General features: G+C 57.2%; 11 protein-coding genes. 5 read left to right on the forward strand and 6 right to left on the reverse strand.

What is annotated here, in order from left to right:
* Positions 1-2 precede the first annotated feature (2 nt).
* Entirely contained in the window at positions 3-1,097 is a 1,095-nt protein-coding gene (gene mutY, locus ERD84_RS01060) for an A/G-specific adenine glycosylase (protein WP_257215211.1), read from the forward strand.
* On the opposite strand, the gene rodA is transcribed toward mutY, so the two are convergent.
* The 5 genes from rodA to ERD84_RS01085 all read right to left on the reverse strand — a co-directional run bounded on the left by rodA (position 1,069) and on the right by ERD84_RS01085 (position 6,678).
* A complete protein-coding gene (rodA, locus tag ERD84_RS01065; protein ID WP_130037421.1) occupies positions 1,069-2,205 on the reverse strand; it encodes a rod shape-determining protein RodA in 1,137 nt (378 codons plus the stop codon). The genes mutY and rodA overlap by 29 nt on opposite strands.
* Entirely contained in the window at positions 2,202-4,118 is a 1,917-nt protein-coding gene (gene mrdA / locus ERD84_RS01070; RefSeq protein WP_130037423.1) for a penicillin-binding protein 2, read from the reverse strand. Before mrdA ends, rodA begins: the two co-directional genes overlap by 4 nt.
* A gap of 13 nt (positions 4,119-4,131) precedes the next feature.
* Positions 4,132-4,707 carry a rod shape-determining protein MreD gene (gene mreD / locus ERD84_RS01075; RefSeq protein ID WP_130037425.1) on the reverse strand — a complete coding sequence of 192 codons (576 nt, stop codon included), beginning with the start codon at positions 4,705-4,707 and terminating at the stop codon, positions 4,132-4,134.
* Positions 4,688-5,572, reverse strand: coding sequence for a rod shape-determining protein MreC (mreC, locus tag ERD84_RS01080; protein WP_130037427.1), 885 nt, complete (start codon positions 5,570-5,572; stop codon positions 4,688-4,690). Before mreC ends, mreD begins: the two co-directional genes overlap by 20 nt.
* 62 nt (positions 5,573-5,634) lie before the next feature.
* Entirely contained in the window at positions 5,635-6,678 is a 1,044-nt protein-coding gene (locus ERD84_RS01085) for a rod shape-determining protein (RefSeq protein ID WP_130037429.1), read from the reverse strand.
* A gap of 229 nt (positions 6,679-6,907) precedes the next feature.
* Here ERD84_RS01085 and gatC point away from each other — a divergent pair, with 229 nt between their 5' ends.
* From gatC to gatB, 3 genes are read left to right on the forward strand one after another with little or no spacing between them, the layout of a single operon-like run.
* Complete coding sequence (gatC, locus tag ERD84_RS01090) at positions 6,908-7,216, forward strand: Asp-tRNA(Asn)/Glu-tRNA(Gln) amidotransferase subunit GatC (RefSeq protein WP_130037431.1); 309 nt, start codon at positions 6,908-6,910, stop codon at positions 7,214-7,216.
* 3 nt (positions 7,217-7,219) lie between these two features.
* Complete coding sequence (gene gatA, locus ERD84_RS01095) at positions 7,220-8,749, forward strand: Asp-tRNA(Asn)/Glu-tRNA(Gln) amidotransferase subunit GatA (protein ID WP_130037433.1); 1,530 nt, start codon at positions 7,220-7,222, stop codon at positions 8,747-8,749.
* The gene (gene gatB, locus ERD84_RS01100; protein WP_130037435.1) at positions 8,749-10,203 is read left to right on the forward strand and encodes an Asp-tRNA(Asn)/Glu-tRNA(Gln) amidotransferase subunit GatB; all 1,455 of its coding nucleotides are present in this window, start codon (positions 8,749-8,751) and stop codon (positions 10,201-10,203) included. Before gatA ends, gatB begins: the two co-directional genes overlap by 1 nt.
* Here the strand turns inward: gatB and pyrE are convergent.
* Positions 10,200-10,871, reverse strand: coding sequence for an orotate phosphoribosyltransferase (gene pyrE, locus ERD84_RS01105; protein WP_130037437.1), 672 nt, complete (start codon positions 10,869-10,871; stop codon positions 10,200-10,202). The two genes, gatB and pyrE, sit on opposite strands and share 4 nt — an antisense overlap.
* A gap of 229 nt (positions 10,872-11,100) precedes the next feature.
* On the opposite strand from pyrE, the gene ERD84_RS01110 reads away from it, so the two are divergent.
* The gene (locus ERD84_RS01110; RefSeq protein WP_130037439.1) at positions 11,101-11,502 is read left to right on the forward strand and encodes a DoxX family protein; all 402 of its coding nucleotides are present in this window, start codon (positions 11,101-11,103) and stop codon (positions 11,500-11,502) included.
* Positions 11,503-11,544 lie beyond the last annotated feature (42 nt).

Here is an 11,544-nt window from a genome sequence, read left to right on the forward strand (position 1 = left end):
TCTTGCTGAACAGCCATCCTGATATAAACGGGTTTGCCAAAATCATCATGAGCTGGCAAAGAAAACACGGCCGGCAACATTTACCCTGGCAAGGCACGCAAAACCCCTACCGGATCTGGCTGTCTGAAATCATGCTGCAACAAACCCAGGTGGCTACCGTCATCGGCTATTACCAGCGCTTTCTTGAACGCTTTCCCGATATCCAGGCTCTGGCGCAAGCCAGCCAGGATGAGGTCATGCCCTACTGGGCCGGACTGGGCTACTATGCACGCGCTCGCAACCTGCACCGCTGCGCACAGGCGATTTGCCAGGACTGGGGTGGCAAGTTTCCCTCCTGTTCGCAGGATATCGCCACGCTGCCAGGCATAGGGCGCTCTACGGCAGCCGCTATTGCCGCCTTCTGCTTCCGGGAACGCAGTCCCATCATGGACGGTAATGTCAAACGGGTCTTTACTCGCTATTTCGGTATTGAGGGCGTCACCAGCGAACGCAGCACCGAACAGCGTTTATGGCATACCGCCGAAGCCGTACTCGACGCCGCGCCTCACAACCTGGACATGACGGCCTACACACAAGGACTGATGGATCTGGGCTCTCAATGCTGTACGCGCAGTCGGCCTGCATGTACAAGCTGCCCTGTGCAGAATACTTGCTACGCCCACATGCACGGCCGGCAGCATGAACTTCCCACACCCAAAAAAAAGAAAGCCAGCCCCGAACGGCAATGCCGCATGCTGATTGCCCGACACGCCGATCATATTCTGCTGGAACAACAGGCTTCGCCGGGCATCTGGGGAGGTCTATGGAGTCTGCCCAAATACGATAGTGATGAAGATCTACAAACAGCCTGTTACCGATGGGGCAGTCGCGAAGCGTCGGCACAGAAGATGGCCGGCATGATCCATGTATTCACGCATTTCCGGCTTCATATAGAGCCCTGGTACGTCATTAACAACACACCGCAGCTCGCCGAACCAGATCCGGCACAACGCTGGGTAGCCATAGACGACCTGCGCAACGCGGCACTGCCGGCACCCGTCCGGAAAATACTGGAGGGCCTGTTTCCGGCTAGCTTCGCACCGGTCGATAACGGCTGATGCTCATGAGTATCCCACAAGCAATACCCAGAGTCAGCAGTGCGGTTCCGCCGTAACTCATGAAAGGCAGCGGCACACCCACCACCGGAAGTATGCCAGTCACCATGCCCACGTTCACGAACACATAAACAAAGAACATCATGGACATCGACCCGGCCAATAGTCGGCCAAACTGGGTATGCGCCCGCGCAGCGATGCTCAGCCCACGCACGATCAGCAGCCCATACAACACCAGCAGCATGATACCGCCATATAAACCAAACTCTTCGGCATACACGGCAAAGATGAAGTCAGTCGTGCGTTCCGGAATAAAGTCCAGATGAGTTTGTGTACCCATCATGTACCCCTTGCCGTATACACCGCCTGAACCCACCGCAATCATGGACTGTATGGTATGAAAGCCTTTACCCAGCGGATCAGATGAGGGGTCCAGCAAGGTACATACCCTGTACTTCTGATATTCGTGCAGAACCACCCAGTCGACACCAGGCTGGCAGATATCGGTCTCGTAGTACACCAGGGTTCCCAGTCCCAACACAATGGCAAGCGCGATCGGTACCAGCAGTTTGAACGACAGCCCACCAAAATAAATGACGCAAAAGCCCGAGACAAACACCAGCAAGGCCGTGCCCAGGTCAGGCTGCAGCACAATCAAGGAAAATGGCAGCGCCAGCAAAACACCCGCAACAAAGAAATCCAGCACGCGCAAGCGACCCTGATTACGATGAAAATACCAGGCCAGCATCAGAGGCACCGCAATTTTCAGCATTTCAGACGGCTGTATGCGTACCAGCCCCAGGTCCAGCCAACGCGTCGCGCCCTTGCTGGTTTCGCCGAAAAACTCAACACCCAGCAAAAGCACGACCCCTATGACATAAAAGTAAGGTGCCAGACGCATCAGCAAAGGAGGGGGCATCATGGCAGCAATCCACATGCACAGGAAAGCCAGCAGGAAATTACGTAACTGATCAGCAAAACGCCAGTCGGTTCCACCCACAGCAGAATGCATGACCGTCATACCCAGTATGGCCATCAGGACCAGCAAGGCCAACAACGGCCAGTCAAATGCGGTCACGGCCTTGATCAGCCAGTGAATAATTCGCTTCATTGGCTTGCCTCCGGTTCAGTCGGGGTGGCAGGAGCCAAGCCAGTAGCCGGGGCGAGCTTCGCCAGACGTTCGGGAGTCAACCAGTAGTCGAATATCCTGCGGGCGACAGGTGCCGCTACTGTTGCGCCCCAGCCGCCATTTTCAACAATCAGTGCCAAGGCTATCTGCGGATGTTCTACGGGCGCATAAGCCATGAACAATGCATGATCGCGCAAACGCTCATCCACCTCGCTAGCCTTGTATTTTGAGCCACGCAGGCTATAAACCTGCGCTGTACCCGTTTTTCCGGCCGCCTGATAGCCGGCACCCGCAAAAGCGCGACGTGCAGTACCCTTGCGCAGGACATCAGCCATGGCGTTACGGATGACCTCAAGATTCTCTGGTTTCAGGTCTATGACATGCGCAGGTTCTGTAACCGTACGCTCCATCAGGCTGGTCTGAGGGTTTTCGATCTGGCTGACCAAGTGCGGTGTCATGTAGACACCATTATTGGCCAGCACCGACGTCGCTTGTGCAAGTTGCAGCAAGGTAAACGAGTTATAGCCCTGCCCCACCGCCACCGATACGGTTTCACCAGCGTACCAGCGCTGTTGCTCTGGCTTTTTATAGGCCTTGCGTTTCCATTCCTGGGACGGCAGTACGCCCCGACGCTCACCGTCCAGGTCAATACCTGTAATCTGCCCAAAGCCAAACTGCTTGCTGAAATCATGCAGGGCGTCAACGCCGATTTCCGGCCCCAATGAATAAAAATACGTATCGGACGACACCACAATGGCGCGGTGCATATCGGTGGAGCCATAAGCTGCCCCACCCGCGTTGCGAAAACGCTGTCCGCCCAGCTCGAAGTATCCCGGGTCCGAGATGCGCTCAGTGGCGCTACGCTTGCCCAGCTCAAGCGCGGCCAGCGCCACAAAGGGCTTATAGGTGGAGCCGATGGGATACGTACCGTACAAGGGCCGATTGATCAGTGGGTGGTCGGGAGACTCGTTCAGCTTGCGCCAGTTCTCGACATCGATTCCGTCGATAAATAAATTGGGATCGAAGGAAGGGGCCGAGACAAAAGCCAACACCTCGCCAGTAGCGGGCTCTATGGCCACGAGCGCCCCCCGCTGGCCGACGAACTCCGCCTCGGCGGCCTTCTGCAGGCCGATATCGATGGACAGAACCAAGTCTGATCCCGGTATGGGATCCACTCTACTGAGCGTACGCACCGGCCGACCAGTTGCTGTTACTTCAACTTCTTCGATGCCCGTGCGTCCGTGCAGGGTTTCTTCCCAGGTTTTTTCTATGCCTTTCTTGCCAATGATGTTGCTGCCACGGTAGTTGCCCGTGCGCCCCTCTTTTTCGAGCGTCTCGAGATCGGACTCAGAAATACGGCCTACATAACCCAGTACGTGTGCTGCCGCCTCACCTTCCGGATACTCACGCACCCAACGGGCACTCAACTCAACCCCCGGAAATTTATATGCGTGTGCCGCAAACCACGAGGCTTCGGTGTCGTTAAGATTATTGCGCAGCAAGACCGAGGTATAGCGCCCGCTTTGATTCAGACTCTGGTTAAAACGCTTACGGTCATTGGGACTCAAATAAACCAGTTGCCCCAGCTCATCGAGCAGCTCATCGGCGCTCTGTTCAAGATAAGCCCGGGTAACAGACAAGGTATAGTCACGATAATTTCTGGCCAACACCACCCCATTGCGATCGACGATCTCGCCTCGTCGTGGCGGAATGGGCACCACCGCGATCCGATTGCGATCCGCCCTGGCAGCCAGCCCTTCGTAGCGGACCACCTGCAAGTACCATAGACGGCCGGCCAGCCCGGCAAAGCACAGCGCCGCAAAGACACCCGCCACCACAACGCGTATCAGCATGCGCCGTTTCAGGTGGTGAGTCGTCTTTTTGAATTCGAACATCGTCAGGCCCTGACTATGCTGAGCCGGCGTCGGCGTCGTCCAGTCTGCGCTGGGGCATATGCAGCAGAGTATCTGCCAGCGGCCATAGCGCCGCCGTGAACAGGGCAGACCACAACCATCCCCAACCTGCCCATTCACCTAAAAGCCACGCATAAATGACACGCGATACGGCGGCCGCCAGCACAAATACAGGCAGCATGTGTACGGCCTGGATGATGGAGTCAAAGCGGAGCAGGCGACGACGCAAAACCAGCGCGCCATAGGCAACAAGGGTATAAGTCAGGGCATGGCCTCCCAGTAAGGCTACGTCGTGTACATCCATGAACAGCCCAAAGACGAATGCCGCCAGCATGGTGACACGTTGAGGCTCATGCAGACACCAGAAGGCAATGACCAGCAGCAACAGATCAGGCGCAGGCTGCCACAAACGCCATGGCAGCAGTGAAACCATCCATACCAGCACGATGGTGAACCAGATAAACCAACGGCTGGACGGCTGCTTGAATGGCGAAGTGTCGATAGGCTGCAGTCCGACAAGAGATGACGGACGACCCGTCACCACTGCCCGACTATTCGGCTTGCGAACCATGCGGATCTCCCTCTTGTTGTTCCTGTGCAGGGATATCGACACGCAAGACCAGGAAATGACGGTGCCTTTCAGGGTGCGACAAAGGCGAGGCTATGGCCAGGGCAAAACCCGATGCAGCATCACGGTCGACCCGATCAATCTTCGCTACAGAGAGTCCGGCCGGGAACAGTCCCCCGATGCCGCTGGTGATCAGTGTATCGCCAGGAACCAGGTCGACATCGGCGGTCAGGTAGCGTACCTCGACCTTGCCGGGGACCGTGCCGCCAAAGGCGATCAGGCGCAGGCCATTGCGCAGCGCCTGGACCGGTATCGAGACTTTGTCATCAGTCAGCAAGGCCGCTTCGGAGGTGAATGGCGTCACCCGCACAATCTGACCGACGACACCGCCTTCATCTATGACCGGCATGCCGGGCAAGATACCGCTGGACGAGCCTTTGTTAAAAATAAGATGGTGGGAAAAGGCATTGGACGGCTCATACAGCACCTCAACCGCCACAGACGGTTGCAACACCGCGTCTGCGACGCTCAGCAGGCGCCTGAGCTGCTCATTTTCGGTAGCCAGCTGTGCTGCATGAGTGGAAATCTGTGCCAGCTCAATACGCTGTCGTTGCAAGGCTTCTTTTTCTTTCTGGGCGACAGCTGCGGCGTCCGCCCAGTTACGGACACGCTCGACAGCATCGCGCGGCGCAAGTATTGCACGCTGGAACGGGTAAATCACGACGGAAATCGCCTGCCTGGCCGGATTGAGCACCGGCCATCGCGCATCGATAATCAATAGACCGAGCGCCAGCAGCACGAATATGAACAACCTGAGCTCGGCAGTGGGTCCGCGCTTGAACAGCTTGATCGTGCCTGACTCTTGCATTTAGCCTGCGCCTTGATAGATGCGGCGCACATCATGGGCACCGCACCCTTACTGAACCAAAATTAATCGTAGATGAATACTGAGCCAAGACGCTCAAGGTGCTCGAGCGCTTCGCCGCAGCCACGCACCACGCAGGTGAGAGGGTCTTCGGCCACAACCACTGGCAAGCCGGTTTCTTCTTGCAGCAAGCGATCAAGGTCGTGCAGCAGTGCGCCGCCGCCGGTCAGGGCGATACCCTTGTCGGTGATGTCGGCACCCAGCTCGGGGGGAGTCTGCTCCAGTGCGGTCTTGACGGCCGAGACAATCTGATTGAGTGGATCAGTAAGCGACTCGAGGATTTCGTTGGAAGACACGGTGAAGCTGCGTGGCACACCCTCGGAGAGATTGCGACCCTTGACTTCGATTTCGCGTATTTCCGAGCCCGGAAACGCAGAGCCGATTTCCTTTTTGATGAGTTCAGCCGTAGGTTCGCCAATCAGCATGCCGTAGTTACGACGGATGTAATTGATGATGGCTTCGTCGAATTTATCGCCGCCGACACGCACCGAGCCCTTGTAGACCATGCCGCCCAGGGAAATAATGGCCACCTCTGTGGTGCCGCCACCGATGTCGACCACCATGGAACCGCTGGCATCGGACACGGCCAACCCTGCGCCTATGGCTGCGGCCATGGGTTCTTCGATAAGGTAGACCTGACTGGCCCCTGCACCCAGCGCCGATTCGCGGATGGCGCGGCGCTCAACCTGGGTAGAACCGCAAGGCACACACACAATAATGCGGGGACTGGGAGCAAACATGCTGCGCGGATGCACCATGCGGATGAACTGCTTAAGCATCTGCTCGGTAACGGTAAAGTCGGCGATCACGCCGTCTTTCATGGGGCGAATGGCCTCGATATTGCCTGGCACGCGACCCAGCATCTGCTTGGCTTCACGACCAACAGCCTGGATGATCTTTTTGCCGCTGGGTCCACCATCGTGGCGAATGGCGACGACCGAAGGCTCATCAAGCACAATGCCTTTGCCTCGAACATAGATCAATGTGTTGGCGGTACCGAGGTCGATCGCCATATCGCTGGAGAAATAACTACGAAGGAATCCGAACATGGGCGCTCAGTGATATGAAAATTGAAAGAAATCCGTTGTTTCGAGGCCGCTGGCACACATAAGGGCACGCGCCGAAAAAACCACCAACGAATTAAACCGACAATGATAACTTATAATTGGGAGCTGATAAGGTCGAATGACGGCATATTATTTCCTGTAATCGGCCGGTAAGCTGCGCTGCTTACTTCTTATTGCATATCGGCCAAAACCCTTTCTTATAGTAAAACCCATGTCCATTACCGAGCAAGACGTAGCCCGCATCGCGCGGCTCGCGCGTATTGACCTTTCGCCAGATGATATCACCCGTGCCCAACACGAGCTGACTGGCATTATGGGGCTCATTGAACAGCTGCAGGCGGTCGATACAAGCGGCATCGAGCCCATGGCCCATCCGCTGGCGGCGCACCAGGACATCCAGCTGCGATTACGCGACGACAAGCCCGCTGCCACCCACACACTTGAGCAGCGCCAGGCCCTGATGTCCAATGCCCCGGCAAACGATAACGGTCTGTTCCTGGTCCCCACGGTAATCGAGTAAACGATGTCAAGCACGCCTCTACATACAGAATTCGATGGTATCGCCCAACTACGCGATGCTTTGCAAAACCGCCAGATCAGCGCCCGCGAACTAGCAGCCAGCGCCCTGGCCGCCGCCGAAAGCCGGGCCGATTTGAATGCTTTCCTGCACATAGACCACGACCTGACACTGGCACAGGCCGATGAGGCCGACCGCCAGCTCGCCAGTGGCCACGCACCTGCCCTGGCAGGCATTCCCATTGCCCACAAAGACGTCTTCGTCACACGGGGGTGGCGTACCACGGCTGCCAGCAAAATGCTGGCGCAATATGTCAGCCCCTTCGACGCCACAGTGGTCAGCCGCCTGCAACAGGCCGGCGCCATATCGTTGGGCAAACTCAATTGCGACGAGTTCGCCATGGGCTCGGGCAACGAAAACTCGGCCTTTGGCCCGGTCCGCAATCCTTGGGACGCTTCCGCAGTACCTGGCGGCTCATCGGGCGGATCCGCCGCGGCCGTTGCCGCCGGTTTGGTCATCGGGGCTACCGGTACCGATACCGGCGGGTCGGTGCGCCAGCCTGCCGCTCTCTGTGGCGTCAGTGGAATCAAGCCCACTTATGGCACCGTTTCTCGTTTTGGCATGGTGGCCTATGGTTCCAGCCTCGATCAGGCGGGCCCCATCGCACGTCATGCGCGCGACCTGCTCGAGCTGCTGGATCCTATGTCCGGCTTCGATCCGCGCGATGCCACCAGTCTCGAATATTGCGATGGCATACAGAATCAGCCTGGTCGCATCCGGGCCGACTTCGACGCCAGTACCGCCCAATTCGACGCCGCCGGCAGCCAACCCTTGAAAGGCCTGCGCATAGGCGTACCTAAGGAATTCGTCGATGAGGCTCTGGCTCCAGATGTAGCCGATGCCGTACGAGTCGCACTCCAGACCCTGGAATCACTCGGTGCAGAACGTGTCGACATTTCATTGCCCCGCACGGCCCTGTCCATTCCTGCCTACTATGTCATCGCACCCGCCGAAGCGTCCAGCAACCTGTCACGCTACGACGGCGTACGCTACGGACACCGGGCCGAACAATACAAAGACCTGGCTGAAATGACCAGCCGTTCTCGCACCGAAGGTTTTGGCGACGAGGTCCTGCGCCGCATCATGGTCGGCACCTACGTGCTGTCTCATGGGTATTACGACGCTTATTACCTGCAAGCCCAGCGAGTGCGGCGCATGATTGTCAATGACTTCCAGCGGGCCTTTGCCGAGCAATGCGACGTCATCGTCGGACCTGTCACGCCCAGCGTCGCCAAGTCCATAGGCGACAATCGCGATGACCCCACCGCCGACTGGCTGGCCGACATCTATACACTGAGTATCAGCCTGGCAGGTCTGCCTGCCATGTCGATCCCTTGCGGTTTTGGCTCACAACGGCCTCTGCCCATCGGGCTTCAACTCATAGGCAACTACTTCACAGAAGGCAGGCTACTTGCCCTGGCTGACCGCTACCAGCAGGCAAGCGACTGGCATCAACGCAAACCGGAACAAAAATAATGGAATGGGAAATCGTCATCGGTCTGGAAACCCACGCACAGCTTTCCACCGCATCCAAGATTTTTTCTGACAGCAGCACGCGCTATGGCGCCCAGGCCAACACCCAGGCCAACGAAGTCGATATGGCGCTGCCCGGCAGCCTGCCTGTCATGAACAAAGGTGCTGTCGAGCGCGCGATTCGTCTGGGCCTGGCCTTGGGCTCGCATATTGCACCCCGCTCCATCTTCGCCCGCAAGAATTACTTCTATCCTGATCTGCCCAAAAACTACCAGATCAGCCAGTTCGAAATTCCTGTCGTCCAGGGTGGTTCAATCACGTTTTTTGTCGATGGCGAAGAAAAAACCGTCAATCTGACCCGTGCTCACCTGGAAGAAGACGCAGGCAAATCCCTGCACGAAAATTTCAAAGGACCACACGGCGAGTCGTCCACCGGCATTGATCTGAACCGCGCCGGCACGCCTTTGCTCGAAATCGTGTCCGAGCCTGAAATGCGCTCGGCTGCCGAAGCGGTAGCCTATGCGCGTGCCCTGCACAGCCTGGTCGTGTGGCTGGGTATCTGCGATGGCAATATGCAGGAAGGCTCATTTCGCTGCGACGCCAACGTATCAGTGCGCCGCAAGGGCGACCCTGTGCTGGGCACCCGCAGCGAAATCAAGAACGTCAACTCGTTCCGCTTTCTTGAACGCGCCATTTTGTTCGAGGCACGGCGCCAGATAGAGTTGATTGAAGACGGCGGCAAAGTTGTGCAAGAAACCCGTCTTTACGATTCAGACCTGGACGAAACCCGCAGTATGCGCAGCAAAGAAGACGCGCACGATTACCGGTATTTCCCCGACCCCGACCTGCCTCCGCTAGTCATCGCCCCCGAGTGGGTAGAACAAGTCAAGGCCCAGATGCCCGAGCTGCCCGCCCAGAAACGTGCCCGCTTCGAGCAGGAGCTGGGCCTGAGCGCCTACGACGCAGCACAGCTCACCATGTCGCGCGCCAGCGCTGATTACTTTGAGGCTGTGGCAGAGCAACTACCCCAGGGCCAGGCCAAGCTGGCTGCCAACTGGGTACTGGGCGAACTGTCAGCCGCGCTTAACCGCGAAGAGCTAGACACCGACCAAAGCCCTGTCAGCCCTGCGCAACTGGCTGCACTGATCGCGCGCATCATAGACGGAACCATTTCCAACAAAATGGCCCGTGATGTATTTAGCGCCATGTGGGCCGGCGAACACGATGGCAAGCCCGACGCTATCATTGAAGCGCGAGGCCTGAAGCAAATCAGCGACAGCGGCGCCATCAGTGCGATGATCGATGAAGTCCTGGCGGCTCACCCGGCCATCGTGGAAGAATACCGGGCCGGCAAGCAAAAGGCCTTTAACTCGCTGGTTGGGCAGGTCATGAAAGCGGCCAAGGGCAAGGCCAACCCACAGCAGGTCAATGACCTGCTGAAGGAAAAGCTGGCTTAAACGCCGTAGCAGCTTCGATATTGCGCCACCGCATCGCGATACTCTGCCAATGCAGCATCGCCATCGAGCATGGCCATGATGTCGGTTAGCGACGCAATACTGACCACCGGAATGCCGTAGGTTTTGGCGACGTCTTGTACCGCCGAATGCGCCGACAAGGCGTCGTCGGCGCCTGCGCGCTCCATGCGGTCGAGTGCAATCAGCACTGCAGCGGGTTCGGCGCCTGCCTGACGAATAATGTCGACCGACTCTCGCACCGAGGTCCCGGCCGTGATGACATCATCGATGATGACGACCTTGCCCTGCAGAGGCGCACCTACCAGCACACCACCTTCGCCATGGTCCTTGGCTTCTTTTCGGTTGAACGCAAAAGGCACATCACTATCGGCAAGTGACGGATGCTGCGCCAGCGCCGCCGCAGTGGTGGCCGCCAAAGGGATTCCTTTATAGGCGGGGCCGAACAGCATATTGAACTCGACACCTGAATCGACCAGCGCTTGCGCATAGAATTGCGCCAGACGCCCCACCGAGCGGCCCGTATTGAACAAGCCCGCATTAAAGAAGTACGGACTCATACGGCCCGATTTGACCTTGAAACTACCAAAGCGCAAAACGCCCTGGTCCAGGGAAAAACGCACAAATTCCGCGCGATTGGAAGTGTCAGCCATAATTCAAACAAATGAGGAAAAGCAATATTATCGATCAGAAACGCTGAAACAAGAGCAGAAGCGTGAGCACAACGCCACACTTGCTTCTTATTTCGATACTTATTGCACGTATTACATTAAACTTTGCGGCGAGACCCAAATACTTTCCTCCAGAGCTTCCTGGCGCCAAGGTATAGGCTCGCAGCATTTTGCCATTTCGTTTTTTACCCTACTTTTTTTGGGGAATACCATGAATGACTCTTGCACTACCTGGGCTCCACGAATACTCAGTATTTTGCGTATTGTGGCGGGCTACTGCCTGCTATGGCACGGAACCAGCAAGTATTTTGGCTTTCCTGGCAATGCCATAGACGGATTGCAAATATTCTCAATGATGGGCATAGCAGGGCTCATTGAGCTTATCGCCGGCGTACTGCTCATCATAGGTTTGTTCACCCGTGGTGCTGCTTTCATCGCTTCTGGCTTTACCGCTGCCGCATACTTCATTGGCCATGTGGCCACCAACGGCATGCTATTGTTTCCTCCCATGAACGGCGGTGAAGCCGCCGTGCTGTTCTGCTTCGTATTCCTGTATATTTTTGCGGCCGGCCCCGGCCCCTGGAGCATCGACGCAGCCCGTAGCAAGTCCTAGCCTGACCTTGAGCGGCAAGCAGCCTCCAGCCAAGGCTGTTTG

Source organism: Pollutimonas harenae (assembly GCF_004153685.1).
Taxonomy (GTDB): domain Bacteria; phylum Pseudomonadota; class Gammaproteobacteria; order Burkholderiales; family Burkholderiaceae_B; genus Pusillimonas_C; species Pusillimonas_C harenae.

What these genes read in the sequence shown, in the direction of transcription:
- rodA (WP_130037421.1), bottom strand. Translation starts at nt 2,205, where the DNA reads ATGAAGCGAATTATTCACTGGCTGATCAAGGCCGTGACCGCATTTGAC.
- mrdA (WP_130037423.1), bottom strand. Translation starts at nt 4,118, where the DNA reads ATGTTCGAATTCAAAAAGACGACTCACCACCTGAAACGGCGCATGCTG.
- mreD (WP_130037425.1), bottom strand. Translation starts at nt 4,707, where the DNA reads ATGGTTCGCAAGCCGAATAGTCGGGCAGTGGTGACGGGTCGTCCGTCA.
- mreC (WP_130037427.1), bottom strand. Translation starts at nt 5,572, where the DNA reads ATGCAAGAGTCAGGCACGATCAAGCTGTTCAAGCGCGGACCCACTGCC.
- ERD84_RS01085 (WP_130037429.1), bottom strand. Translation starts at nt 6,678, where the DNA reads ATGTTCGGATTCCTTCGTAGTTATTTCTCCAGCGATATGGCGATCGAC.
- gatC (WP_130037431.1), top strand. Translation starts at nt 6,908, where the DNA reads ATGTCCATTACCGAGCAAGACGTAGCCCGCATCGCGCGGCTCGCGCGT.
- gatA (WP_130037433.1), top strand. Translation starts at nt 7,220, where the DNA reads ATGTCAAGCACGCCTCTACATACAGAATTCGATGGTATCGCCCAACTA.
- gatB (WP_130037435.1), top strand. Translation starts at nt 8,749, where the DNA reads ATGGAATGGGAAATCGTCATCGGTCTGGAAACCCACGCACAGCTTTCC.
- pyrE (WP_130037437.1), bottom strand. Translation starts at nt 10,871, where the DNA reads ATGGCTGACACTTCCAATCGCGCGGAATTTGTGCGTTTTTCCCTGGAC.
- ERD84_RS01110 (WP_130037439.1), top strand. Translation starts at nt 11,101, where the DNA reads ATGAATGACTCTTGCACTACCTGGGCTCCACGAATACTCAGTATTTTG.